Raw genomic sequence first — 25,203 nt, forward strand, 5'->3', positions numbered from 1 at the left:
TGTATGAATACACAGTATAGAGGAAAGGCGGCGCTGTCCGATAAATTATGCTGAAATTGTGAGCAGGATCGAAAACTGTCGGGAGGAAAGAACGCCGCCCGCAGATAACGGGCGGCGCCAGGGCTTACTTGATTTCGAGAACGTTTAAACGCTCCAGCGCCGGTGCAGTTTCGTCTGCATCCTCCGGCTGCCAACCGATCGGTTGCATCGGAATATCTTCGCGATCAAAGGCCAGATCGCCACCGCCTACCACTTCGCTGCCGTGGTGAATGCCTTTGAAATCAAACAGGTTGTAATCGCTCAGGTGTGAAGGCACCACGTTTTGCATTGCGCTGAACATGGTTTCCAGACGGCCCGGATAGCGTTTATCCCAATCGCGCAGCATGTCGCCAATCACCTGACGCTGCAGGTTGGGCTGTGAACCGCACAGGTTACACGGAATAATGGGGAATTCTTTGGCCACCGAGAAACGCTCGATGTCCTTTTCACGGCAATAGGCCAGTGGGCGGATCACCACATGCTTGCCATCGTCGCTCATCAGCTTGGGTGGCATGCCTTTCAGCTTGCCGCCGTAGAACATATTGAGGAACAGCGTTTGCAGAATGTCGTCACGGTGGTGGCCAAGGGCAATCTTGGTCGCGCCCAGTTCGGTGGCGGTCCGGTAAAGAATACCGCGGCGCAGGCGTGAACACAGTGAGCAGGTAGTTTTGCCTTCAGGGATTTTGTCCTTGACGATGCTGTAGGTGTTTTCCTCGACAATCTTGTATTCCACCCCCAGACTTTCCAGATAAGCGGGCAAAATATGCTCGGGGAAGCCTGGCTGTTTCTGGTCGAGGTTGACCGCCACCAGCGAGAAGTTCACCGGCGCGCTTTGTTGCAGGTTGCGCAGGATTTCCAGCATGGTGTAGCTGTCTTTGCCGCCGGACAGGCAGACCATGATGCGGTCGCCTTCTTCAATCATGTTGAAATCGGCGATCGCCTGGCCTACGTTGCGACGCAGGCGCTTTTGCAATTTGTTGAGGTTGTACTGCTCTTTTTGACTAACCGTTTGTTTTTCTGACATTTAAATCGTGCTCGTTTTCAATTGGGGGCACTATGGGGGCATGACATATAGACCGCGAGTTTAACATTCAACAGGCGGTTTGGGTCATTATTCATTTCTTCCCTGTTGCCCCCGAGGCCTGAAGACCCTATGCGCATATCATGCCCCATCTGGTTTGCGATAAAAATGGGTTCGCGCCTGCTGACAACAACCAGCAGGCAAAAGTATGCCGCGTATGGTACGGATTACGCCGCCGAATGCCAGCGCGTTTTACAGCCGCATTCCAGCGCTCTCCAATCGACGACAGAGAATAGTAGGCTTTTTGCTCACCTTTGGCCGTGCGCGGCATAAAAACGAAATGTAGCCGCTGCTTCTCCGTTTTGCCGTATTCGCGGTGATGAAAGGTGATTTCCGTCTTGGGCTACAACGCAGTTAATAGCCGTTGTGCGCGTAGAGCTTCCAACGCCGGAGCCAGCAGGGCGATCGTACGGTTCCCAGCAGTCATCTTCGTCAGCTGGTACAACGAGGAGCACCGTCACAGCGGTATCCGCTATATGACAGCGGGTCAACGGCGCTGAGGCGAAAATAGCCAACTGCTGGCGCAGCGAAAATCGGTCTATTGACACGCATCGATGGATTCGACCTGCTGTTTTTTGAAGAGCAGGTCGCGCCAGACACCGTGTTTGACATCGAGCCCGCCGCGGGTAATGGAGACGTGGACTCTAACCGGTTGCCTAGGGAAATTTCTATTTATTCAACAAAACCCTTATGGGAGAGAAAGTGCCTTGTTTGACCTGTTCGGACTAAGCGGACCTGTCCATCCGGGGAAAGTTGTACCGTCTTTGGAAAATACGCTTATTTGCTCACTACCAATTGTTTGAAAATCAGCTGATCCTTTAGGTGCGACAAAATTGAGTCCATTCTTAGTTAGAGTAGATCCACAAGGGTCGAGTCCTGTATGGCAAGATAGAAGATATAGTGCTAACTTGTTTCTCTTTATGATGTCACTAAATCTGATAAGATCAATGTCATCCCCTACGGTACCTTTCACCGCCAAAGGGCCATTTTGGTCTCCATGGCTCAGCAACACGAAAATACTAGATGGTTCTAATGCCAATATCGACTGCCAGAAAAAATCCGGATCGTTAGTTAATGCCGTGCAAACATATTTCTTTTTTCTCATAACAGTTAAAGTATCGGTTGATGCTGAAGCTTGATCATACAAAAATAATTTGCTCATTTTTAATCTCCCGAATTAACTTTTCTCAGATAACACCCAGCTAATCACTAAGTGGTCGTTGGTTAAAATAAATTACGATATTCTCTTCTCTTTTAATAGGTGAGTATTCTCCTTATCGATGATTTCGGAGTTATTGTCAAATCTGGTGTATGAAGCCATTAGACAACGCTCCGGTCTGATGCTTTGTTTTCCACCTGCTCTCCGTCTTTGAACGGCACGTTGTTGACGACCAGAGTCAACAGCTCAAATCTCTTAAGTTGATTCCAACTCTTTTGAGCTGACTGGAGTAGCTTAAATATCATCGCCAGTGTCGTCGCCCTCGAGCCGCAGTTCTTGGTTCGTTTGCTACGAAGTGTCGTGGTCAATTGTAGTGGCACACTGATACTGGTCACCTGACGGAGGTGATATGCTCAATAGAGAGACATAGGGAAAGCATACCCGAAAACACATCAGAAGGGTGCATTTGGTTAGATACGCTCTATGGCTCCCTACCTGGGTTATCTGAGAGCACTTCTCTGATGTAAATCGGCTGCCGGGAAATACTGGCATTTAATGTATATTCGAATTCAGGACTATCAACGCCAATTTCCTGGCGTAAGAGTATATCAAGAACATTTAATTTGAATGTATAAGAGGATAAATATTCAAATTAATATAGTTTCATCTCTGATGTTAATCGGCTGCCGGGAAATACTGGCGTTTAATGCATATTCGGATTCAGGACTGTCGACGCCAATTTGCTGATGTAGGAGTATATCAAGAACATTTAATTTGCATGTGTGATAGGATAAATATTCAAATTAATATTTTTTTTGCGTACTTGTGGCTATGCCATTTCAGGCAAGGAAACCACATAAATAATTCAGGGCGAGCCCAACTGTGGCTTGCCGGACAAGGAGCGCACTAAGCGTGGTCGATGAAGCGTGAGCTGTTTTCGCCATCGGCTTGGTAATTTGCCGCATGCGTGGGTACGGATTACGACGACGAATGCCAGCACGTTTTATGCATGAGCTCCAGGCATGGCCCAATGAGGAGCAAAAGCCGTCTTTTTACTTCGTTTGATGTTCTTCAGCCAGATCGAAACCAATCAGTGTCTGCTCGGTTTTTACGCCCGGCATCATCTGATGCAGCCCCTTGATCAGTTCCTCGCCGGCATCAAACAACGCCTGTAACGGCATGGCCGGCAGGCTCTCCAGAATAAACCACATCTTGTCGGCATCTGCGTTCAGCCGGGTTCTTACCCCCTGGCGCCAGTTCCAGCGACGGCAAGTTACGCCCAGATCGTCGCGCCAGACGACTTCTCCCGGTTCCGGTGATTCATGTGCCACTTCACCGTCTTTCACCGTATCAAACAGTTCGCTTCCATCGGCAACCACCAACCTGGGTTGCCCGACATAGGCTTCAATATTTTCCCCGCCAACGGGAATGGCGTACCGAATGCTGATGGCATTATAGAGGTCAACTACGGGGTCGATACTGGGTAGCGAGCCGTCTCGCATGACCCGTTTGCGCAATGCTTCTGCAGAGCAGGGGGTGCGTTTGGGTTTGGCGCCGAATCGGGTAAATGCCTCTCCCCAGGCGGCAAGATGAGCCTCAGCCCAGGGGGCATCACCCGCAGAAATAGAATGACAAGCCAGTTCCAAAGCCTGGCCGGCAATCCTCGGGTAGATAATGGGTGCGGCTTCAACCGTAATGCTTAAGGCTCTGAAGCCGGGCGCCACGGAGGACACTTTGGGATCGATTGACGGAAGAACTGAAAACATCTGATAATCCTATAATGACTAATTTATTTCATGGTAATGACTAATGACCAATAAAGTCAATATATCGACCGAGCACGGCGCGGACATTCAAAGCGTCAATGAAGCGGTTTCAAGCACCATCAAACAGCACCGCAAAAACAAGAAATTGACGCTTGATGAGCTATCACGCAGGGCTGGCGTCAGCAAAGGGATGCTGGTAGAAATCGAGAAGGGTGCAGCTAACCCGAGCATTGCCATATTGTGCAAAATAGCGGCGGCGCTGGGTCTTTCTGTTGCCGATGTCGTTAATGTCACCGATGCACCCTCCGCTTACCTTATCGATAAAAAAGAAATACCTACATTATGGACGGGTGACTCGGGCGGAACAGCCCGTTTGCTGGCGGGGACGCGTGGGCCGAATATGATTGAGCTGTGGCGCTGGGAGATGTTTCCTGATGAGCTGTTTGCCTCCGCGGGCCACCCTCGAGGCACCTTCGAGCTGTTGCATGTTGAGCAGGGCGTTCTCAACCTGAAGGTGGGGAGTACCGAGATGATTATTCCTGAGGGTGCTTCTGCCGTCGCCAGCACCGATGTGCCGCATCATTATTCAAATCAGGGTGAGGGGAAATTGATCTTCACCATGACAGTGGCCGAACTTCACTCCTGACAGATTGCCGGTTTGCCGGGTGTTATCCCAAGAGCGCGTCCGTGTAAGGGGTCATATGGCAGGGGGAATTATGCGCAAATTCTTGCAGGCCGGGTTATTGCTTTGTTTTACGTCGTTTGCGGCCCACGCCGCAGAGTGCTGCATTTTCTTGCAGCAACCTTCGTTGTCACAGGTAAAAGCCCATCTCAGCGGTGACGCTAACTATAAGCGGCTGCTGCAGGACGCCGACAGAGAGATACACAAACCTTTGCTCAGCGTGACCGAGAAAGGCCTGCTCCCAGCCAGCGGCGACAAGCACGATTACCTGAGCCTCGGTGCCTACTGGTGGCCAGATGCCGGCAAAGCGAACGGGTTGCCCTGGGTGCGCCGTGATGGGCTTGTGAATCCGACCAGTAAAAATGAGCAGAGTGATGGCGTGCGGTTGGCGGAGTTCACTCAGCGGGTACAGATTCTGACGTTGGCGGGTTATTTCTCCGGGCAACAACGCTATAGCGACAGGGCGATCGCATTGATCCGCGCCTGGTTTATCAACCCGCAAACGCGGATGAACCCGAACCTCAACTACGCACAGGGTATTCCAGGGCGCGACAGCGGCCGCGGTAACGGCATTCTGGACGGGCGTTATTTCGCCACCCGCATTGTCGACAGCCTGCTGCTGTTGCGCCAGACGCCAGGCTGGACGGTGGCCGATGAAAGCCGGATGCGACAATGGTTTGGCAGCTACCTCAATTGGCTGCTGCACAGCCCCGCCGGCAAGCAAGAGGCCGCCGCGAAGAATAACCACGGCAGTTGGTATGCCGTTCAGGTGGCGGGGATTGCCGCCTGGCTCGGGCGTGATGACGTGGTGCGGGAGATGGCGACGCTGACGCAGCATAAGCTTGATTTACAACTCGCCGTTAACGGTTCGCAGCCGCAAGAATTGTTGCGCACCCGTTCGTTCCATTACAGCTATTTCAATCTGCAGGCGTTGGTGCTGATGGCCGGGGTGGCGCAGCGCCAGGGCATTGACTTGTGGCATTACCGCTCGGCGCAAGGCAGTTCGTTGTTGGCGGCGTTGGACTTTATGGCACCTTACGCTGATGCAGGGCGGAAATGGCCCTATCCAAGCCTTGATCGGGTTGGGGTGCGCATCGTGCCGCTGTTGATTCAGACGGATAGCTTAATGAAAACAGATCGTTACCAGCCGGTGATCGAGAAGGCGCGGTTCGACGTTGCGCAATGGCAGGGAAAAGAAAACTATGTGCGCGGTGCGGTAAAAGAAGCGCAGCGGCAAAGCTGGTTGGAAGCAGGGCGCGAACCGGTCGCGCCCTGAAGGATTACTCGGCGGACGATTGTTCCGTCTTGCCGGCCAACATACTGAGGAAGTCGTACTTCTCTTTCAGCTCTTTCTCGGCGGCCTGGTACAACGCGCTGGCGACCTCCGGTTGCTGCGAGTTCAGGCGGCGGAAGCGCTGCTCTTTCAGCAGGGTTTCGGTCAACTCGCTGTTTGGCGGTCGAGAGTCCAGTGCCAGCGCGGGTTTACCCTGGTCGGCGCGGCGCGGATCGAAACGGTACAGCGGCCAGAAACCGGTGGCGGTCAGCTGTTTCATCTGATCGTGGCTAAGTGCCAGATCGTAACCGTGCTCTTCACAGGGGCTGTAAGCGATAATCAGTGACGGGCCCGGATAGGCCTCCGCTTCCTGAATGGCCTTCACCGTCTGGTTGAGCTGCGCGCCCAGGGAGATCTGCGCCACATACACATGGCCATACATCATCATGCTGACGCCCAGATCCTTGCGTGCCTTGCGTTTGCCGTGCTCGCCGAACTTGGTGACCGCCCCGAGCGGCGTGGCTTTCGACTGTTGGCCGCCGGTGTTGGAGTAACACTGGGTATCCAGCACCAGCACGTTGACGTTCTCGGTCAGGCTAAGGACGTGGTCCAATCCGCCAAAACCAATATCGTAGGCCCAGCCGTCGCCGCCAATCAGCCAGATGGATTTATCCACCAGATAATCGGCGTCGGTCGCCAACTGGCGGGCGTCGTTACCCTCGATTTGCGTCAACAAGCCGCGCAATTCAGCGATCTGTCGGCGGCGCGGTTCCGGTGCAACGTCGATCATCTGCAACGCGTTGACCAACGGCTCAGGCAGTTGCGGCGCCAGCGTATTCAGTAACCGCAGCACGCGGCTACGGTGCTGATCGACCGTCAACCTGAAGCCCAGACCAAATTCGGCGTTATCTTCGAACAGCGAGTTGGCCCACGCCGGGCCGCGGCCTTCGGCGTTGGTGGTGTAAGGCGTGGTCGGCAGATTGCCGCCGTAAATGGATGAACAGCCGGTGGCGTTGGCAATCAGCAACCGGTCGCCATAGAGCTGGGTCAGCAGCTTGATGTAGGGTGTTTCGCCACAGCCGGAACAGGCGCCGGAGTATTCGAACAGCGGCGAGATCAACTGTGAAGTGCGGATGTCGATGCGTTCTATCTGCGCTGGGTCGATCTCCGGCAACTGCAGGAAGAAATCGTAATGCTGCTTTTCCACCTCAAGATTATCGAGGCGCGAAGCCATGTTGATCGCCTTGATGTCCGGGTTCTGGCGGTCTTTCGCCGGGCACACCTCTACGCACAGGTTACAGCCGGTACAATCTTCTGGCGCGACTTGCAGCACATACTTCTGCCCGCGCATATCACGCGCTTTGACATCCAGCGACTGCAAGCTGGCGGGGGCGTGCTCCATCGCCTGCGGTTGCACCACTTTGGCGCGGATGGCGGAGTGCGGGCAAGCGGCGACGCAGTGGTTGCATTGGGTGCAGAGATCCGGCTGCCAGAGCGGGATCGTCTCGGCGATATTGCGTTTTTCCCATTGAGTGGTGCCGACCGGCCAGGTGCCGTCCGGCGGGAAGGCCGAGACCGGCAGCGCATCCCCCAGCCCGGCCAGCATCGCGGCGGTAACGGTTTTGACAAAATCGGGGGCGGCATCCGAGACTACCGGCGGGCGCAACGGGCTGCTGCCGTCGATCGGTTGCAGCGGGATCTCAATCAGCGCATCCAGCGTGGCATCCAGCGCCTGCCAGTTGCGTTCGACGATCTCCTGGCCCTTGCTGCTGTAGCTGCGGGCGATAGCATCCCGCAGTTGCTGTAGCGCCACGTTGCCCGGCAGAATTTGCGTCAGTTGGAAAAACGCCATCTGCATAACGGTATTGATGCGCGCGCCGAGTTGGCACTCGCGCGCCAGTTTTGCCGCGTTGATAATATAGAAACGCGCCTGGCGCTGCTGCAGCACCGCCTGAACCTCCTGCGGCAGCCGTGACCACGCCTCATCGGCCCCGTACGGCGTATTGAGCAGGAAGATGCCGCCGGGTTTCAGCCGTTCCGCCATCTGGTAGGTATCGATAAACTGCAGTTGATGGCAACCGACGAAGTCGGCGCGGCTGACCAAATAGGCCGAATTGATGGGCTGTTCGCTGACGCGCAGATGAGAAACCGTCAGGCCGCCGGCCTTCTTCGAGTCGTAGACGAAATACCCTTGCGCGTACATTGGCGTGCTGTTGCCGATGATTTTGATGTTGTTCTTGGTGGCGGATACGGAGCCGTCGCTGCCCAGGCCGTAGAACAACGCCTCCAGCGAAGCGCGCGGTGGCAGGGTTTCTTCGCTGAGCGGCAGGGAAAGGCCGGTCACATCGTCGAAAATGCCGACGGTGAAGCGCGGGCGCGGCCTGGCAAGTTGCAGTTCGTTGAATACCGCCAACGCACAGTCCGGCCCGAACTCCTTCGAGGACAAGCCGTAACGGCCACCGATCACCATCGGCATGTCCGCGCGTTCGCCACGGCTGAAGGCCTCGGCCAGTGCGGTCATCACATCCAGATACAGCGGTTCCGCCAGCGCGCCCGGCTCTTTGGTGCGGTCCAGTACGGCGATTTTCCGGGCACTTTCCGGCAGCACGCTGAGCAGGTGCCGAGCGGAGAAGGGCCTGAACAGCCGTACTTTCAGCACGCCGACCTTTTCACCGCGCGTTAACAGGGCGTCAATCGCTTCTTCGCAGGTGCCGATAGCGGAACCCATCAGGATCACTACGCGTTCGGCCTGCGGGTGGCCGTAATACTCAAAGGGTTGATAGGCCCGCCCGGTGACCTGCGCGAATTTGTCCATCGCATCAATCACATGCTGGCAGGCGCTGTCGTACCAGGGATTAGTGGCTTCACGCGACTGGAAATAGGTATCCGGGTTAGCGGAAGTACCGCGCACCACCGGGTGGTCCGGTGACAAAGCACGGCTGCGGTGGGCGTCAATCGCTTCCTGCGGCAGCATCTGACGCAGGGTATCGTCGCTTAACGGCACGATTTTGTTGATTTCGTGCGAGGTGCGGAAACCATCGAAAAAATGAATAAACGGCAGGCGGCTGTTGAGGGACGCCGTTTGGGATATCAACGCAAAGTCTTGCGCTTCCTGGACGCTACTGGCGCACAGCATGGCGCAGCCGGTCTGGCGTATGGCCATTACGTCGGAATGGTCGCCGAAGATCGACAGCGCATGGGTCGCCACGGTACGCGCGGCGACGTGCAGCACAAACGGCGTCAGCTCACCGGCCAGCTTGTACAGCGTCGGGATCATCAGCAGCAGGCCCTGCGATGAGGTGAATGAGGTCGACAAGGCGCCGGTTTGCAGCGCACCGTGCACGGTGGCGATGGCCCCGCCTTCGGACTGCATTTCCATCACGCGTGGCACGTCTCCCCAGATGTTTGGGCGGCCGTCGCCGGACCAGGCATCCGCCTGTTCCGCCATGGTTGAACTGGGGGTGATCGGGTAGATGGCAATCACTTCGCTGGTGCGATAGGCGACGGAAGCGACTGCATTATTACCATCTGTAGTAATCATCGACTTTACCTTTCATTGCTCAAAAAGCTGCGAAAGTTGCCTCTCGCAGTAATTAACAAAGTCTAGCAGAGGGATATATTGGCCCTTTATCGCGTTTGTGTGGCGGGCGAAAAATCAACAGGGCACACGCACGAGGTAATATTTTCGGTAAAAATTGTTTTCAAACGGAGAATTAGCCGGGTGGTTTAACGACAATTTATTCGCGACGCGCCATACTGGTGAACGTGTTCACTTACAGAAGAAAAAACGATGAGCGGATTTATCTATTTGACCATGGCGATTGTTGCGGAAGTGATCGCCACCACCATGTTGAAAGCCTCTGAAGGCTTTACCCGACTGTGGCCCTCGCTGGTGGTTGTCGTGGGCTACGCCGTGGCATTCTGGGGGCTGTCAATGGTAGTGAAAACCATGCCGCTGGGGATAGTCTATGCTATCTGGTCGGGTATGGGCATTGTTCTGGTGTCGATAGCGGCCGTATTCGTCTATCAGCAAAAGCTGGATCTGCCTGCGGTGATCGGCATGGTATTAATTATTGCCGGCGTACTGGTGATTAATTTATTGTCGAAAACGGCGGCGCATTGATTGTTATTTTAATGTGAAAATAGCCAGCGTGACATTCAGTGACGCTGGCTGAATCATTCAGGAATAAATAACGGAAAATAAGGGACTGTTGTACCCAGCCAATTTCAAATTAAGGCCAACACAGCTACAGCCTGAATGCCGCGGATGTATTAACCCGTAACAGGGCGGCCCGCAATATCTCCCGCTTCGATAGCTAAAAATGTGCAGCAGCCCTAGAGCCCCACCTCCGCCTCGCTCGCCAGCAAGATTTCAAACTTTGGTTGTCACTGATCCTCGCCACGGCGACGCCGTTGCCTGCAAACCCGCAGTACGTCACCGACCCTCGGTGCCGACAAGGCATCGGAGCTAAAGAAATTCCGTAACGTTAATAATGGCGATTTTGTTCAAATAAACGCCAAATAATTGCAGGAATATATTTCCATAATTAATTTATCAGGCTAAATTAAACGGGTTTGCATCAAAGATAACTGAACGTGTCCGCATTTAAAGTGACGCGGGTTATCAGCAATGGCGATTTTACACAGCGCAGTTCCGGGTTCAGGAGTGAAATAATGCAAAAATCAACGTGGCTGCTTGCCGGCGCCGTACTGCTTTTGGCCGCATGCAGCAGCAAGAGTGAAGAACCAGTTCAGCAGGGCAACAGCGCAAGAATCAATACGTTACAGACCAGCGCCAACTGCGCCAGCGTTGGCGGCGTCACTACCGTGGCTCATAATTTAAACGGTGAAGCGGTAAGAATGTGCCAGATGCCGAACGGTAAGCAGTGTGAGGAGTGGACCCTGGGTAAAGGGGCTTGCTCGACCGCCGGTTAACAAAAAAGAACACCAGGCCGATCACACAGCCTGGTGAACAGGGATCACTGCACCCAGTCTCGCAGGGTATATACCAGGACATGGTCGCCGCCGCTCAGCGTTAACTGCTGAGCGTTGAGGCTGATTTTTGCCCCTTTTTCCAGCACTGCGCTGAGGGTCTGATCCCACTGATTGCGTTGCGCATCGGTGCACAGCATCCGCGTTGAGGCCAGGTTTTTCACCGTCAGCACGCCGTTTTGCAACTGACCGCTGCCAAAGAAGCGGTTACACATCGCGCCGGAAACATGCATTTTTTCACCGAACTCAATGCTCGGGGCGTTACCGGGCTGCGGCTTCACCGCAACGCCGTCCACGCTTTGCAGCACGAAATTGTGATGTAACAGGTCGTCTTCCGTGACCGTTTTACCGCTCTGGTTCATTCCACACCCCGTTAATAACAGCGCTGCTAACGCCATAGGCAGGCACTTTTTCATGCGTTTCCCTCACTAAAAAATCAGGCGTTAAGCTGATTAGGGCAATTTTCACCGCGATCCAACTGATTGACGTTTTTCAGTGTGGTTTCCGAGATGCTGGTCAGCGCCTCTTCAGTCAGGAAAGCCTGGTGACCGGTGAACAACACATTGTGGCAGGCTGACAGGCGACGGAATACGTCATCTTGAATCACGTCATTGGATTTGTCTTCGAAGAACAAGTCGCGTTCATTTTCATATACGTCCATCCCCAGCGCGCCGATTTTCTGCTGCTTCAGCGCGTCAATTGCCGCCGAGGAGTCAATCAGGCCGCCACGGCTGGTGTTGATGATCATGACACCGTCCTTCATCATCGCAAAAGCGTCGGTATTCAGCAGGTGATGGTTTTCCGGCGTCAGCGGGCAGTGCAGGGTGATCACGTCCGATTGCGCATACAGCGTTTTCAGATCGACATATTCTGCGCCCAACTCCAGCGCTTGCTCGCTTGGATAGGGATCGTAAGCCAACAGTTTCATGCCGAACCCTTTCAGGATACGCATGGCTGCCACGCCAATTTTACCGGTGCCGATCACCCCAGCGGTGCGATTATGCATGTTGAAGCCGATCAGCCCCTCGAGCGAGAAGTTGGCGTCGCGGGTACGTTGGTAGGCGCGGTGGATGCGTCGGTTAAGACACATCATCATCCCCACGGCGTGCTCCGCCACAGCCTCCGGAGAATAAGCCGGTACGCGGACCACTTTGATGCCCAATTCTTTGGCGGCGTCCAGGTCCACATTGTTGAAACCGGCGCAACGCAGGGCCAGGATTTCAACCCCCAGTGCCGCCAGCTCTTCAAGCACTTCACGGCTTCCGTCGTCATTGACGAAAATGCACACCGCTTTGCAACCGGCGGCAGTTTTGGCGGTTTTCTTGCTGAGCAGGAAGTCGAAGAACTCCAGTTCATAACCAAACTGTTGATTCACCAGTTCGAGATATTTACGGTCGTACTGTTTGGTGCTGTATATCGCCAATTTCATCGTGGTTTCTCCCGCGTGATTTTGTGACGAATTTAACAGATTTTAGTAAATTCTACAATTGGTTAGCTTATCTTCGGTATGGGTAAAAACGCTTTGTTGGGGGGCAGGATTAAGAGTAGCGGAAGGGCGCGGGGGGCGAGGTAAAAAAATCCCCACGGGGGGTGGGGAATGGCTTCTCTAGTATAGTAAGCTCGCGGCTGACTTTTGTTAGAATGCTTGCAAGACTATTAATGAACAACCGCAACTACAATAACAAAAGTCTGAAACATATATTATTCACATTATGAATATGTAACTAAAGTCTACAAGGGCAGCATCGATGGCTGGAAAACCGCCTGAACAGGCGTTACCGGTGCTATCGACTTCACCCTATGTCAAATTCGTGCCATCATTATTGCCAATTCAGGCATAGACTTACCCTACACGGCGTACGGTTCGGGCGATTAATGCCTAACTCAGGAATGAAGCAATCATTTAATGACTAAGCGATTGAAAGTATTCATAGGGATTGTGGTGGGGATTGTGATCCTGCTGTTGGCGTTGTGGCAAACTCTGCCACGCTGGCTGCCGCGCGTGCTCACCCATTGGCTGCCGCAGGGCAGTCAGCTGGTTTTGCAGGGCAAACTGCGTTGGCAGCAGGGTGCCTTGCAACTGGACGGTGCCCGGTTTACCGCACAGGATTGTTTGCTGGCCGCCGTCGGGCCGACCCGGTTGACTTATCGGCAGGGGCGCTGGCAACTGATCGGCGACAAACTCAGCATCGATAGCGCCTGTTTATCAAAGTTGCCTGCCGGCGACGCCAACAGCGCTCCTCTGGCGCTTGATAAGTTGCAAAAACAGCTGCCGTTGCTGGATGTGACCATCAATGATTTCACGGTAATCCCGTGGCAACACTACGCCGGAAAGCTGCAATTGCAAGCTTCTGCTGGCGGCCAGCACCTGCGGTACCAGGGGAAGAACCTCAGCGTTGAAGCCGTGCTGGATAAACATCAGCAACTGACGCTGAACAGCGTGACGCTTACCCCGCCCAACAGCCCGCAACCCCTGCATTTGACCGGCAAGATTGCCATTCCGCTGGATTTGGACAGCATGCCCGTCCAGGGCGCGTTGCAGGGCGAGATGCAAACCGGTTATCTGGAAAAGCCGTTGCTGCTCGATATGCGCTGGCAGCATCAACAAGGCGTGTTGACGCTAACGGAAAAGGGCGACGATAAACCGCTGGTGACGTTACCCTGGGAAATCACCCCGCAGCAGGTCAGCATCAATCAAGGCGAGTGGCGTTGGCCCTACAGCCAGCAGCCGCTTAACGGCGGGCTGAACGTGGCGCTGCACGACTGGAGCAAGGGGCTTGATGAAACCCAAATCAGCGCTCGTTTGAATGTGATTACCGCCGGCCACAATGGTAAAGGCAATGCGGTGTTGACGCTGGGGCCGGGCAAGGTCGGATTGATCGACAGCGATCTGCGTTTCCAACTGACCGGCCAGGCGAATCTGGCCGATTTTTCCATGACAGCCTCTATTCCCGGCATTCTCAGTGGCACTATCCTTAATCCCACGCTGGTCTTGCAGCCAGGGTCATTGTTACGCCTGTGGGGCAACGCCTCGCCGGAAATGAAACTGGAAGAGGCGCGCCTGCCGCTGGCCGGCGTCAAGGTTACCGCCGGCGGCATTACCGGCCGCCTGCAGGCCATCATCAGCGCCAGCGACAGTTACTGGGGCCGCTTTAAACTGCATCTGGACGGCAAAGCGCAGGATTTTTGGCCGGACCACGGCAATTGGCAATGGCGCTATTGGGGGAAGGGACAGTTACCGCCGTTGCAGGCGGCCTGGGACGTTGCCGGCAGCGGCAGTTGGCAGGACACGACGATTGTTCTCGATCGCCTTTCCACCGGCTTTGACAAGCTGAAGTATGGCCTGGTAACGGTCGATGCGCCGCGTCTCAGCCTGGGGCAGCCACTGCGCTGGCAGCGTGGCGAGCAGAACCCGGCGTTCAATGCCGATATACAACTGGTGGCCGGCAAGGTCAGTTTCACGGACGGTGGTCACTTACCCGCACCGGTGCTGGCGTTGCAGCTTAAAGGTACGACGCCGGACAGCTTCCAGTGGCAGGGAAAATTGCAGGCGGAACAGATTGGGCCCATCGCCTTGCATGGCCGTTGGGACGGCGAGCGGCTGCGCGGCGAAGGCTGGTGGCCGAAACAATCGCTGAAAGTATTCCAGCCGTTGATCTCGCCGGATCTCAATATCAAACTGCGCGACGGCGAGTTTTATGCTCAGTCGGCCTTTTCTGCTGCCCGCGTACAGGGCTTTGAAGCCGGTGGCCACTGGGTGGTGAACAATGGCGGCATGTGGCTGAAAGACGGTGAGATGAGCGGTCTGGATTTTGTCATGTCCTACCGATTGAAAAATCATTTGTGGCAACTGGGCGCCAAAGGGCCGGTGACGCTGCGCATCAAGTCATTCAGCAATCTGTTCGAAATGCAGAATATCACGGCCGATCTTCAGGGCTTTTATCCCTACAGCGAGCCGGCGCCGTTAACGTTGAGCAATGTCGGCCTGGATGTGCTGAACGGGCATATCAGCCTGTCGGCGTTGCGGATGCCGCAACATGATGCTGCGGTGCTGAAGCTGGATAAAGTGGATCTGAGCGCGCTGTTTACCGCCTTGAAGCCAAAACAGCTTGCCATGTCCGGCAAGGTCGACGGTGAGCTGCCTCTGTACCTCAATCACCCCAAATGGCTGGTGCGCAATGGGTGGATCGCCAATGCCGGCATGCTGACGCTGCGGCTGGACAAAGACATGGCTGATGCTATCGGCAGCAATAATCTGGCGACCGGGGCGGCGATAGACTGGCTGCGCTACATGGAGATCAACCGTTCGCGGGCCAGTGTCGATCTCGACAATTTGGGCGAACTGACGCTAAAAGCACACATTGACGGGCTTAACCCGCAAAAAAGTGCCAAACGTGAGGTTATCCTGAACTATACCCATCAGGAAAACGTGTTTCAGCTATGGCGCAGTCTGCGCTTTGGCGACAATTTACAGGAGTGGCTAGAGCAGGCCCTCTCAAAACCCGGGGAACAACCATGAAAATCATCAGCGGGCCCTTGCTGGTCGCCGTATTGGGCACTTCTTTGCTGAGCGGCTGCGTGCCGCGTATTGAGGTCGCGACGCCCAAAGACCCGATTACCATCAATATGAACGTGAAGATCGAACATGAAATACACATCAAGGTGGATAAGGACGTCGATAATCTGCTGAAAACCCAAAGCGGTCTGTTCTAGGAGCCAAACCAAAAATGAAAAAACGTTATTTAGGCTTGGTGGGGGTCGCTTGGTTATTCAGCAGTATGGCGATGGCGCTGACGCTGGATGAAGCCAAACAGCAGGGCCGGGTGGGCGAGACGCTCAGCGGCTATATTGCCCCGGTCAAGCAGGACGCCGAAACCCTGGCGCTGGTGAAAAATATTAACGCCGGACGTACCGAAAAATATCAGGAAGTGGCGGACGGCAACCATATCGCCATCGATGAAGTGGCGCGCATGGCCGGGCAGAAGCTGGTGACGCGTGCGCCCGCGGGAGAGTACGTGCGTGGCATTAACGGTCAGTGGTTGAAGAAATAAAAAAGCGCGCCGTTTGGCGCGCAGCGGCAATACAAATCTGGAATTTTTATGAGGGCACTGCAGGTCTGAAAGGTATTAACGCAGATCGGTAGGGTTCGGCAGGGGCACATTGCCCCTGCGAGAAGCATCAGGCGGCGACAACTTGCGCCAGCACGGCTTTGGCATCAGCCTGCGCTTTGGTTGCAACGTCCGGGCCATAGGCGATGCCTTCGGCGAAGACGAACTCAACGTCGGTAATGCCGATGAAGCCCAGGAACAGACGCAGGTAAGGTTCAACCAGATCGGTTGGCGTGCCTTTATGAATGCCGCCGCGGCTGGTCAGGATGATGGCGCGTTTGCCTTTCACCAGACCTTCAGGGCCGTTTTCGGTGTAACGGAAGGTCACGCCGGCACGGGCAATCAGGTCGAAATAGTTTTTCAACTGAGTCGGGATGTTGAAGTTATACATCGGCGCCGCCATAACGATGGTGTCATTGGCCTGCAGCTCTGCAATCAGTTCGTCTGACAGCGCCAGCGCTTCTTGCTGGCGTGGGGTCAGTGGCGTATCGGAAGGACGCAGTGCGCCAACCAGCTCGCCGTCGAGCACCGGGATTGGCTGTGCGGCCAGATCGCGGACGGTAATGGTGTCGTTGCCGTGGGTGTTGGCCCACTGTTCCACAAAGAAATCGGCCAGTTGGTTGGACTGAGAATAACCCGCCAGGATGCTTGATTTGAGAACCAATACTTTGCTCATCGGTAATTCCTTACGTTATGACAGTGACATCAGGACAACGCGTCCCTTGCATGCAGTACACTCTATTCACATTCTTCCAACAGTGATAGCGCAATATTTCGAGATCTTTGTTCGATTTTATTGAATGACCCAATGCCGCTTAAGCAGATGGATTATGGGGAAAAAGCGGCTTGTGATATTCTGAGCGGCTAAAGCTGAAAACGTGCTTACACATCATTAAACCGTTGCTAAACCTTGATACGGCAGCGATGAGACAAGGAATACCGAACGTGAAATCTCCGCTCGCGGCATCCTCTGCCCAACTGGGCGAACTGATGCTCCGTGATCAACAACGCCTGCAACGTCGGTTGCAGGGCGCACGAAAAATCAAAAATCCCGATGCTCAGCAGGCGGCCGTCGCTGAAGTAGAAAGTGACATTGCGGCGGCGTTGCAGAAAGTGCAGGCGCGCGCCGCCTCTTGCCCGAAAATCACCTATCCGGAAAACCTGCCGGTCAGCCAGAAAAAGCAGGATATCCTGAACGCGATCCGTGACCATCAGGTAGTGATTGTCGCCGGGGAAACCGGTTCGGGGAAAACCACCCAGTTGCCGAAGATCTGCCTGGAGCTGGGGCGTGGGGTGAAGGGGCTGATCGGCCATACCCAGCCACGGCGCCTGGCGGCGCGCACTGTCGCAAACCGCATTGCCGATGAGCTGGAAACGCCGCTCGGCGGTAGCGTCGGTTATAAGGTGCGCTTTAACGATCAGGTCGGGGAAAATACGCTGGTCAAGCTGATGACCGACGGTATTTTGCTGGCGGAAATCCAGCAGGACCGGCTGCTGATGCAGTACGACACGCTGATTATCGATGAAGCGCACGAACGTAGCCTGAACATCGACTTTATCCTTGGTTATCTGCGCGAACTGTTGCCGAAACGCCCGGATCTGAAAGTCATCATTACCTCGGCAACCATCGATCCGCAGCGTTTTTCGCGCCATTTCAATCATGCGCCGATTATCGAAGTTTCCGGCCGCACTTATCCGGTCGAGGTGCGTTATCGACCGGTGGTGGACGACGCCGAGGATACCGATCGCGATCAACTGCAGGCGATTTTCGACGCGGTGGATGAACTCGGCCGCGAAGGGCCTGGGGATATCCTGATCTTTATGAGCGGCGAGCGTGAAATTCGCGATACCGCCGATGCGTTGAACCGTCTCGATTTACCGCATACCGAAGTATTACCGCTGTATGCGCGGCTATCGAACAGCGAACAAAACCGGGTGTTCCAGTCGCATCATGGCCGCCGCATTGTGTTGGCGACCAACGTGGCGGAAACCTCGCTGACGGTGCCGGGCATCAAGTATGTCATCGATCCGGGCACCGCACGCATCAGCCGCTACAGTTTCCGCACCAAGGTCCAGCGCCTGCCGATCGAACCGGTGTCGCAGGCTTCCGCCAACCAGCGTAAAGGCCGCTGTGGTCGTGTGTCGGACGGTATTTGTATCCGCCTGTACTCCGAACAGGATTTCCTGTCGCGGCCGGAGTTTACCGATCCGGAGATCCTGCGCACCAACCTGGCGTCGGTTATCTTGCAGATGACGTCGCTCGGGCTGGGGGATATCGCCGCATTCCCGTTTGTCGAAGCGCCGGACAAGCGCAATATTCTGGATGGCGTGCGCCTGCTGGAGGAGCTCGGTGCGATAAAAACGGCCGAAAATGGCCATTACCAACTCACCCCGCAGGGCCGCCAATTGGCGCAGTTGCCTATCGATCCGCGCCTGGCGCGCATGGTGCTTGAGGCGCAAAAGAGCGGCAGCGTGCGTGAAGTGATGATTATCACTGCCGCGTTGTCGATCCAGGATCCGCGAGAGCGGCCGATGGACAAACAGCAGGCGTCGGACGAGAAACACCGCCGCTTCGCCGACAAAGACTCGGACTTCCTGGCCTACGTTAACCTGTGGGACTACCTGAAAGAGCAGCAAAAAGAGCACTCCTCCGGCCAGTTCCGCCGGCTGTGCCGCAATGATTTCCTTAACTACCTGCGGGTGCGTGAATGGCAGGATATCTACACCCAACTGCGCCAGGTGGTGAAAGAACTGGGGCTGCCGGTTAACAGCGAGCCTTCCGATTACCGCAGCGTGCATACCGCGTTGCTCACCGGGTTGCTGTCGCACATTGGCCAGAAGGATGCCGACAAGCAAGAGTTCACCGGTGCCCGCAACGCCCGTTTCTCGATCTTCCCAGGCTCCGGCCTGTTCAAGAAACCGCCGAAGTGGACGATGGTGGCCGAACTGGTGGAAACCAGCCGCCTGTGGGGCCGCATCGCCGCGCGCATCGAGCCCGAGTGGATTGAGCCGCTGGCCCAGCACCTGGTGAAACACAGTTACAGCGAGCCGCACTGGTCGAAATCCCAGGGCGCGGTGATGGCCAATGAAAAAGTGACGCTGTTTGGGCTGCCGATTGTCGCTGCGCGACCCGTCAATTACAGCACTATTGATCCGCTGCTGTGCCGTGAGCTGTTTATCCGCCATGCACTGGTGGAAGGTGACTGGCAGACGCGGCATGCGTTCTTCAGCGCCAACCTGAAGCTGCGCGCCGAAGTGGAAGAGCTGGAACACAAATCGCGTCGCCGTGACATTTTGGTGGACGACGAAACCCTGTTCAGTTTCTACGACCAGCACATACCGAGCGATATTGTGTCCGGGCGTCATTTTGACAACTGGTGGAAAACGGCCGGTAAACAAAAGCCGGATCTGCTCAGCTTTGAAAAAGAGATGCTGATCAAGGACGGCGCCAACAAAATCAGCGCGCTGGACTACCCGAATACCTGGCACCAGGGCAATCTCAAGCTACGTCTGACTTATCAGTTCGAACCGGGCGCCGACGCCGATGGCGTCACGGTGCACATTCCTCTGCCTATTCTCAACCAGATTGAAGATCAGGGCTTTGAATGGCAGATCCCGGGTATTCGCCGCGAACTGGTGATTGCGCTGATCAAGTCGCTGCCGAAGCCGGTTCGCCGTAACTTTGTTCCGGCGCCGAACTACGCCGAGGCTTTCCTCGGGCGGGTGACCGCGCTGGAACTGCCGCTGCTGGACGCGCTGGAGCGTGAGTTGCGCCGCATGACTGGCGTGACGGTGTCACGTGACGATTGGCAATGGGATCAGGTGCCCGATCACCTGAAAATGACTTTCCGGATCGTCGGTGAAAATCACAAAACCTTGCTCGAAGGTAAAGATCTGACGGCGCTGAAGCTGCAATTGAAGGATAAAGTGCAGGAGACGCTGTCGGCGGTGGCGGATGACGGGCTGGAACAAAGCAATTTGCATATCTGGAGCTTCGGCAAATTGCCCGAGTTTTATGAGCAGAAACGCGGCGGCTACTCGATGAAAGCCTACCCGGCGCTGGTGGATGAAAAAGACAGCGTGGCGATCCGCCTGTTCGACAGTGAGCAAGAGCAGCAACAGGCGATGTGGCAGGGTACGCGCCGCCTGTTGTTGCTGAATATCCCATCGCCAATCAAGTATCTGCATGAAAAGTTGCCCAACAAAGCCAAGCTTGGGCTGTATTTTAACCCTTATGGCAAGGTGTTGGATTTGATCGACGACTGCATTTCGTGCGGCATCGACAAGCTGATTGCCGAACATGGCGGGCCGGTATGGCAGGAAGATAACTTCGCGCGCCTGCAGGAGTTGGTGCGCGGCGAGTTGAATGAAACGGTGGTGGGGGTGGCCAGGCAGGTAGAGCAAATCCTGACCACGGTATTCAACATCAACAAGCGGTTGAAGGGCCGGGTGGACATGTCGTTGGCGCTGGCGCTCTCGGATATCAAAAACCAGCTTGGCGGCCTGATTTATCGTGGATTCGTCACCAACAATGGCTGGAAGCGCCTGCCGGATACGCTGCGTTATTTGCAGGCGATTGAACGCCGGCTAGAGAAGCTGGCGATTGATCCGCACCGCGACCGCGCGCAGATGCTGCGGGTGGATCAGGTGCAGCAGGCCTGGCAACAGTGGCTGAACAAGTTGCCGCCGAAACGCCGACAGGATGACGAAGTGCAAGAAGTACGCTGGATGATCGAAGAGCTGCGCGTCAGCCTGTTCGCCCAGCAACTCGGTACGCCTTATCCGATTTCGGACAAGCGTATCTTGCAGACTATCGAACAGCTCTCGGCCTAGACAAAGAGGGGGTCAGTATGATGACCCCCCATCGTTATTTTCCTGCAGCCAGCGCGTCCAGCGCATCGCGTATGCCGGTCACTGCCAACGCGCGGTTATCGGCGCGGTAACGGTCTTTCGCTGCCGGCGCGGAGCTTTGAATGGCGATCAACGACCAACCGTCGTTGGTTTTCAGCAGCAAGGGCGAACCGCTGTCGCCAGGCAGGGTATCGCACTGGTGCGACAGCACCCCCTGTTGCGCCCAACCCGTCACTTTACAGTTCTGGTGGCTGTAGAGATCGTCCAGATGATCTCCCGGGTAACCCGCTTGAGTAATCAGTCGCTTGGCCTGTTTCATCGCCAGAGTCAGCGCTTTGCTGTCGCCTTGCCACAATGGCAGAGGTTTAATCGGCAGCGGTTTTTTATCCTTCAGGCGGATCAGCGCAAAGTCATAGGCTGCTGCTGCCGGCGGCACGATCCAGCCCTCGCCGTCAGGCTTGAGTTTTTTCCCCAACTTGCGGTCGACCAAGGTTTCGATATTGTCGATCTGGTATTTCCAGGTTTTATTGCCGGCAACAAAACGCAGGGAGATGGCTTTATCCAATTGGCCAGGCGGTGCCAGTACGCAATGGCCGGCAGTAAGCGCCAGATGAGGAGAGATCAGCGTGGCGGTGCACAAGTTGCCGCTGGCAGTTTCTACCTGGCCAATCGCCTGCCAGGGCCAACCCTCGGTTTCTGTGACTTTTATCCGTTCATCCTTGCCAAAAAATAAGCGGGTTTGCTCAGCCGTCGACGTGTCGGATGGGCTATCGGCCCGTGCTGAGAGGGGGAGTGCGAGCGGGAATGAGCACAGCAACAGCAAAACGGTTATGCGCATAGGTCTCTTGCCTGGCAAATACGAATTATCCATAAACACACGGAATGCTAACTATAGACTGATTTAGCTATTGTGTGGATGGGCAGTGATTGATTTTTCGATAATTTATAACCCGAGAGGGATCTGCGGCTACAAATAAAAGAAGGTGGCGATCAACCCACACAGGATCAGGGCGATCAGAATGATTTCAAATAAGTAGCGGCGCAGCATTGATGAGAACCCCCGATGAAAAAACACCCGGCGAACCGGGTGTTGGACAAATCAATTCTGGTTTGGTGAGGGGAACCTCACATCAGATTGCTGTTACGCAGCTTTTTTATGGCTGGTTTTTTTGTGGTGTTTTTTTGCTGCCTGAGCTTTCTGAGCCGGGGCTTTTTTAGCGGTGGCTTTGTGATGCTTTTTAGCCGACTGCGCTTTTTGAACTGCCGCTTTCTTTGCGTGATGTTTTTTCACGTGAGTGGTTTTAGCCGGTGCAGCAGTAGTAGTGGTGGTCGCCGTCGCCGCAGGTGCGGTAGTGGTGGTGGCAGCGTCAGCAGCGAAGGCAACAGAAGACAGACCCATTGCAGCGGCAACAACCAGAGCTAATACTTTTTTCATAAAAGAATCCTCAAATTACTCGTCATGTATCAAGCCCACTGCGGGGCCGGTGTTAAGATAGTAGGCAAATGGCGGAATGCTTTCCGTGAGTGATTGGTTTCGGCGTGTAACCTAATGTACAAGCCGTGGGAGCTAACCTGCGGCCGCTATAATGCACGGTGCCACAATGCTAAAAAGGGACAGGAAATGAACGATATCGCCATCCGCCGTGGGCTCACCGAACAGGGTGAAGTTCCGATAGCTTATGAAGACTGGGGCAATATCGCTCATCCGCCGCTGCTGTTGATTATGGGCATCGGCGCACAGATGTTGCTGTGGCCGGAGGCGTTCTGCCGGGCATTGGTGGAGAAGGGCTTTCGGGTGATTCGCTTCGATAACCGCGATGTAGGCTTGTCCGGCAAGACTCAGGGCAAAAGATCGCAGCCTTTGTGGCTATTGATATTACGGGCTCAGTTGGGCTGGCAAACCCGGGTACCTTATTCGCTTGAAGACATGGCGAAAGACGCGGTGCACTTGCTGGATCACCTGCAAATAGCTCAGGCGCACGTATTGGGCGCATCGATGGGCGGAATGATTGCGCAGGTGCTGGCGGCTGAATATCCGCAGCGGGTAAAGTCGCTGACCATCTTGTTTTCCAGTACCAACCAACCGTTATTGCCGCCGCCGGCACCGTCATTGCTGAAACTGTTGCTGCGGCGCCCGCAGGTAAATGCGACGCCGCAACAGCAATGCCAGTCTCTGAAAGAGGGGTTGCGCGCACTGGGCAGCCCGGCCTATCCGGTAGAGGAGGCGGAGCTTGATACGCTGGTAAGGCGGTTATTAAAGCGGGGGATGGATGCAGAAGGCCTGCAACGTCAATTATCCGCGTTACTCGGCAGTGGTGATTTGCGGCGTTACAGCCGCCGGATCACGGCACCGACGCTGGTGATCCACGGTAATGCCGATCGCCTGGTGCGCAAAGCCGGTGGCGTTGCCGTCGCCAGAGCGATAGCCCATTCGCAGCTGCAGATCATCCCGAGGATGGGCCACGATCTGCCGCCTCAGTTGCGTTCGCAGTTGATAGAGATGATCAGCGAACACGCCGCGCGGTAGCCTGGCCGGCAGAAATGCGCTGGCCTGCATGGTTATTTTAGTTACAACATGCATATGTGATGCCACCAACTGCCACTCTGTAGCTAAGGCGTCGTAAGCGAAGGCAGTGCTCTATGGAAGGACGTAGGCAAAGCAGGAGAAGGCACGGTTTTACCCGTGCCTGGGGCATTACAGATAGCGGTTTTCCAGGTGTTGACGGAAATAGCGTGGGTTGAGCGTTTCACCGGTAGCCTTGGTGATCAGCTCATCAGTAGAGAAACGGCTACCGTGACACCAGATATTCTGTTTTAGCCAATGGAATAACGGCGTCAGGTTACCTTCGGCGATGTCGCTGCTCAGCGAAGGCAGCGCTTCACGAACACTGTGGAACAGTTGCGCAGCGTACATCGCGCCCAACGTATAAGTCGGGAAGTAACCGAAAGCGCCGTCGGTCCAATGAATATCCTGCATGCAGCCATTGCGGTAGTTACCGACCGTATCCAGGCCAAGGTAATCGCGCATTTTTTCGTTCCACAGCGCCGGGATATCTTCCACTTCAATAGCGCCTTCGACCAGGGCTTTCTCTATTTCATAACGCAGGATCACATGCGCCGGGTAACTCACTTCGTCCGCATCCACGCGGATCAGGCCAGGTTTAACGCGTTGATTCAGGCGGATGAAGTTGCTTTCCTCCAGCGCCGGCTGCTCACCGAACTGCTTGATAATCAACGGGCGCAGAATTTTCAGGAAATCACCGCCACGCGCCAACTGCATTTCAAACAGCAGGCTTTGCGATTCGTGGATCGCGGTAGAACGCGCCTGCGCCACCGGTTGACCCAGCCAATCACGCGGCAGGTTCTGCTCGTAACGTGCATGGCCGGTTTCGTGGATAATGCCGAGCAATGCGGTATGAAATTCTTTCTCATTGTAGCGGGTGGTGATACGAACATCTTCCGGCACACCGCCGCAGAAGGGGTGTGCGCTGACGTCCACGCGGCCGCCATCGAAGTTGAAACCGAGTAGTTTCATCACGCTCAGACCCAGTTGACGCTGGGTATCGACCTTGAACGGCCCCTCGGGAATGAGGCAAGGCTCTTGGGCCTGCCTGGTCACCACTTTTTGCAGGAGATCGGGCAGCCAGGTTTTGAGATCGCCAAAAATACGGTCAATATCGCTGCTGCGCATGCCTGGCTCATACAGGTTGAGCAGGGCGTCATAGCGGCTTGAACCTGCCGCTTCAGCACGGATCTGCGCTTCCTGACGGGTCAGTTTGACCACTTCACGCAGGTTCTCCGAAAACCCTTCCCAGTCGTTGGCGGGGCGCTGGGAGCGCCAGGCGTGTTCACAACGTGCACCAGCCAGCGATTTAGCCTCAACCAGCGACTCCGGCACCAGTACGGCGTTGTCATATTGGCGGCGCATTTCCAGCAAATTGGCCTGGTCAAAACCATCCAGCGTTTCCTGCTGCGCGCGTTCAAAAAGGCGGCCGGTATTTTCCGCCGTCAAAATCTGGTGTTGCAGCACGCTCAGTTCGGCCAGTGCTTCCGAGCGCGCTTTGTTTCCGCCCGGCGGCATCATGGTCTGCATATCCCAGCCGGCAATGGCGGACAGGTGGCCGAATCTCGATAGTCGGGTGAAAATGGCGCGCAGTTCGCGGTAGGCGGATGAAGGCGAATGTGCAGATGTCATTGTTTGGCTCCCTATTATTGTGAGCCGGATAACCTGATCGTTCAGACTGTTGTGCTG

At 55.2% G+C, this 25,203-nt stretch carries 19 protein-coding genes and 2 pseudogenes; 9 read left to right on the forward strand and 12 right to left on the reverse strand.

The features are described 5' to 3' along the window. Positions 1–124: 124 nt before the first annotated feature. The 5 genes and pseudogenes from ttcA to ACUTSW_RS02660 all read right to left on the reverse strand — a co-directional run bounded on the left by ttcA (position 125) and on the right by ACUTSW_RS02660 (position 4,045). Complete coding sequence (gene ttcA, locus ACUTSW_RS02640) at positions 125–1,063, reverse strand: tRNA 2-thiocytidine(32) synthetase TtcA (protein ID WP_063199761.1); 939 nt, start codon at positions 1,061–1,063, stop codon at positions 125–127. 17 nt (positions 1,064–1,080) lie between these two features. Next, positions 1,081–1,550, reverse strand: a pseudogene (locus tag ACUTSW_RS02645) (tyrosine-type recombinase/integrase); the annotation flags it as partial. A 258-nt stretch (positions 1,551–1,808) separates the two neighbouring features. Next, the gene (locus ACUTSW_RS02650; protein WP_445583580.1) at positions 1,809–2,282 is read right to left on the reverse strand and encodes a hypothetical protein; all 474 of its coding nucleotides are present in this window, start codon (positions 2,280–2,282) and stop codon (positions 1,809–1,811) included. A 158-nt stretch (positions 2,283–2,440) separates the two neighbouring features. Next, positions 2,441–2,644, reverse strand: a pseudogene (locus ACUTSW_RS02655) (IS256 family transposase); the annotation flags it as partial. Positions 2,645–3,331: 687 nt separating this feature from the next. After that, the gene (locus ACUTSW_RS02660; protein WP_445583581.1) at positions 3,332–4,045 is read right to left on the reverse strand and encodes a B3/B4 domain-containing protein; all 714 of its coding nucleotides are present in this window, start codon (positions 4,043–4,045) and stop codon (positions 3,332–3,334) included. A 43-nt stretch (positions 4,046–4,088) separates the two neighbouring features. Here ACUTSW_RS02660 and ACUTSW_RS02665 point away from each other — a divergent pair, with 43 nt between their 5' ends. Both ACUTSW_RS02665 and ACUTSW_RS02670 read left to right on the forward strand, forming a co-directional pair. Further along, entirely contained in the window at positions 4,089–4,691 is a 603-nt protein-coding gene (locus tag ACUTSW_RS02665; RefSeq protein WP_445583582.1) for a helix-turn-helix domain-containing protein, read from the forward strand. 70 nt (positions 4,692–4,761) lie between these two features. Then, the gene (locus ACUTSW_RS02670) at positions 4,762–6,003 is read left to right on the forward strand and encodes an alginate lyase family protein (RefSeq protein ID WP_445583583.1); all 1,242 of its coding nucleotides are present in this window, start codon (positions 4,762–4,764) and stop codon (positions 6,001–6,003) included. Between the two features lie 4 nt (positions 6,004–6,007). Here ACUTSW_RS02670 and nifJ read toward each other — a convergent pair whose 3' ends face one another. Continuing rightward, positions 6,008–9,541, reverse strand: a complete 3,534-nt coding sequence (gene nifJ / locus ACUTSW_RS02675) for a pyruvate:ferredoxin (flavodoxin) oxidoreductase (RefSeq protein ID WP_445583584.1) — start codon at positions 9,539–9,541, stop codon at positions 6,008–6,010. Between the two features lie 249 nt (positions 9,542–9,790). Here nifJ and ACUTSW_RS02680 point away from each other — a divergent pair, with 249 nt between their 5' ends. Further along, entirely contained in the window at positions 9,791–10,123 is a 333-nt protein-coding gene (locus tag ACUTSW_RS02680) for an SMR family transporter (protein ID WP_004945049.1), read from the forward strand. A 551-nt stretch (positions 10,124–10,674) separates the two neighbouring features. Further along, positions 10,675–10,935 carry a DUF333 domain-containing protein gene (locus ACUTSW_RS02685; protein WP_062790523.1) on the forward strand — a complete coding sequence of 87 codons (261 nt, stop codon included), beginning with the start codon at positions 10,675–10,677 and terminating at the stop codon, positions 10,933–10,935. 44 nt (positions 10,936–10,979) lie between these two features. On the opposite strand, the gene hslJ is transcribed toward ACUTSW_RS02685, so the two are convergent. After that, positions 10,980–11,408, reverse strand: coding sequence for a heat shock protein HslJ (gene hslJ, locus ACUTSW_RS02690; RefSeq protein ID WP_445583585.1), 429 nt, complete (start codon positions 11,406–11,408; stop codon positions 10,980–10,982). 20 nt (positions 11,409–11,428) lie between these two features. After that, a complete protein-coding gene (locus ACUTSW_RS02695; protein WP_004945038.1) occupies positions 11,429–12,421 on the reverse strand; it encodes a 2-hydroxyacid dehydrogenase in 993 nt (330 codons plus the stop codon). Between the two features lie 477 nt (positions 12,422–12,898). On the opposite strand from ACUTSW_RS02695, the gene ACUTSW_RS02700 reads away from it, so the two are divergent. Genes ACUTSW_RS02700 through ACUTSW_RS02710 form a run of 3 tightly spaced genes read left to right on the forward strand, consistent with a single transcriptional unit; the run spans position 12,899 to position 16,043 of the window. Continuing rightward, complete coding sequence (locus tag ACUTSW_RS02700; protein ID WP_445583586.1) at positions 12,899–15,511, forward strand: YdbH family protein; 2,613 nt, start codon at positions 12,899–12,901, stop codon at positions 15,509–15,511. Further along, positions 15,508–15,705, forward strand: coding sequence for a YnbE family lipoprotein (locus ACUTSW_RS02705; protein WP_004945033.1), 198 nt, complete (start codon positions 15,508–15,510; stop codon positions 15,703–15,705). Before ACUTSW_RS02700 ends, ACUTSW_RS02705 begins: the two co-directional genes overlap by 4 nt. A 14-nt stretch (positions 15,706–15,719) precedes the next feature. Then, on the forward strand, positions 15,720–16,043 hold the full coding sequence (locus tag ACUTSW_RS02710) for a YdbL family protein (RefSeq protein ID WP_004945028.1): 324 nt from the start codon (positions 15,720–15,722) through the stop codon (positions 16,041–16,043). 127 nt (positions 16,044–16,170) lie between these two features. Here the strand turns inward: ACUTSW_RS02710 and azoR are convergent, their stop codons facing one another. After that, positions 16,171–16,776 carry an FMN-dependent NADH-azoreductase gene (gene azoR / locus ACUTSW_RS02715; protein WP_004945026.1) on the reverse strand — a complete coding sequence of 202 codons (606 nt, stop codon included), beginning with the start codon at positions 16,774–16,776 and terminating at the stop codon, positions 16,171–16,173. 269 nt (positions 16,777–17,045) lie between these two features. Here azoR and hrpA point away from each other — a divergent pair, with 269 nt between their 5' ends. After that, positions 17,046–20,933, forward strand: coding sequence for an ATP-dependent RNA helicase HrpA (hrpA, locus tag ACUTSW_RS02720; protein WP_445583587.1), 3,888 nt, complete (start codon positions 17,046–17,048; stop codon positions 20,931–20,933). Between the two features lie 34 nt (positions 20,934–20,967). Here the strand turns inward: hrpA and ACUTSW_RS02725 are convergent, their stop codons facing one another. Together ACUTSW_RS02725 and asr are read right to left on the reverse strand one after the other, a co-directional pair. Further along, a complete protein-coding gene (locus ACUTSW_RS02725; protein ID WP_445583588.1) occupies positions 20,968–21,789 on the reverse strand; it encodes a trypsin-like serine peptidase in 822 nt (273 codons plus the stop codon). Between the two features lie 303 nt (positions 21,790–22,092). Further along, on the reverse strand, positions 22,093–22,386 hold the full coding sequence (asr, locus tag ACUTSW_RS02730; RefSeq protein ID WP_004945019.1) for an acid resistance repetitive basic protein Asr: 294 nt from the start codon (positions 22,384–22,386) through the stop codon (positions 22,093–22,095). Positions 22,387–22,572: 186 nt separating this feature from the next. On the opposite strand from asr, the gene ACUTSW_RS02735 reads away from it, so the two are divergent. Beyond that, positions 22,573–23,478: an alpha/beta fold hydrolase gene (locus tag ACUTSW_RS02735; RefSeq protein WP_445583589.1), complete on the forward strand. Its 906-nt coding sequence runs from the start codon at positions 22,573–22,575 to the stop codon at positions 23,476–23,478. Positions 23,479–23,646: 168 nt separating this feature from the next. Here ACUTSW_RS02735 and ACUTSW_RS02740 read toward each other — a convergent pair whose 3' ends face one another. Then, positions 23,647–25,146, reverse strand: coding sequence for a carboxypeptidase M32 (locus tag ACUTSW_RS02740; protein WP_062870984.1), 1,500 nt, complete (start codon positions 25,144–25,146; stop codon positions 23,647–23,649). Between the last annotated feature and the right edge of the window lie 57 nt (positions 25,147–25,203).

The organism is Serratia sp. TSA_198.1 (genome assembly GCF_052686505.1).

Excerpts from the sequence above, each read along its gene's own strand:
- ACUTSW_RS02725 (WP_445583588.1), bottom strand. The coding sequence starts at position 21,789 with ATGCGCATAACCGTTTTGCTGTTGCTGTGCTCATTCCCGCTCGCACTC.
- asr (WP_004945019.1), bottom strand. The coding sequence starts at position 22,386 with ATGAAAAAAGTATTAGCTCTGGTTGTTGCCGCTGCAATGGGTCTGTCT.
- ACUTSW_RS02700 (WP_445583586.1), top strand. The coding sequence starts at position 12,899 with ATGACTAAGCGATTGAAAGTATTCATAGGGATTGTGGTGGGGATTGTG.
- ACUTSW_RS02650 (WP_445583580.1), bottom strand. The coding sequence starts at position 2,282 with ATGAGCAAATTATTTTTGTATGATCAAGCTTCAGCATCAACCGATACT.
- azoR (WP_004945026.1), bottom strand. The coding sequence starts at position 16,776 with ATGAGCAAAGTATTGGTTCTCAAATCAAGCATCCTGGCGGGTTATTCT.
- ACUTSW_RS02680 (WP_004945049.1), top strand. The coding sequence starts at position 9,791 with ATGAGCGGATTTATCTATTTGACCATGGCGATTGTTGCGGAAGTGATC.
- ACUTSW_RS02685 (WP_062790523.1), top strand. The coding sequence starts at position 10,675 with ATGCAAAAATCAACGTGGCTGCTTGCCGGCGCCGTACTGCTTTTGGCC.
- ACUTSW_RS02705 (WP_004945033.1), top strand. The coding sequence starts at position 15,508 with ATGAAAATCATCAGCGGGCCCTTGCTGGTCGCCGTATTGGGCACTTCT.
- ACUTSW_RS02740 (WP_062870984.1), bottom strand. The coding sequence starts at position 25,146 with ATGACATCTGCACATTCGCCTTCATCCGCCTACCGCGAACTGCGCGCC.
- hslJ (WP_445583585.1), bottom strand. The coding sequence starts at position 11,408 with ATGAAAAAGTGCCTGCCTATGGCGTTAGCAGCGCTGTTATTAACGGGG.
- ACUTSW_RS02695 (WP_004945038.1), bottom strand. The coding sequence starts at position 12,421 with ATGAAATTGGCGATATACAGCACCAAACAGTACGACCGTAAATATCTC.
- ACUTSW_RS02735 (WP_445583589.1), top strand. The coding sequence starts at position 22,573 with ATGAACGATATCGCCATCCGCCGTGGGCTCACCGAACAGGGTGAAGTT.
- ttcA (WP_063199761.1), bottom strand. The coding sequence starts at position 1,063 with ATGTCAGAAAAACAAACGGTTAGTCAAAAAGAGCAGTACAACCTCAAC.
- ACUTSW_RS02670 (WP_445583583.1), top strand. The coding sequence starts at position 4,762 with ATGCGCAAATTCTTGCAGGCCGGGTTATTGCTTTGTTTTACGTCGTTT.
- ACUTSW_RS02660 (WP_445583581.1), bottom strand. The coding sequence starts at position 4,045 with ATGTTTTCAGTTCTTCCGTCAATCGATCCCAAAGTGTCCTCCGTGGCG.
- ACUTSW_RS02665 (WP_445583582.1), top strand. The coding sequence starts at position 4,089 with ATGACCAATAAAGTCAATATATCGACCGAGCACGGCGCGGACATTCAA.
- ACUTSW_RS02710 (WP_004945028.1), top strand. The coding sequence starts at position 15,720 with ATGAAAAAACGTTATTTAGGCTTGGTGGGGGTCGCTTGGTTATTCAGC.
- nifJ (WP_445583584.1), bottom strand. The coding sequence starts at position 9,541 with ATGATTACTACAGATGGTAATAATGCAGTCGCTTCCGTCGCCTATCGC.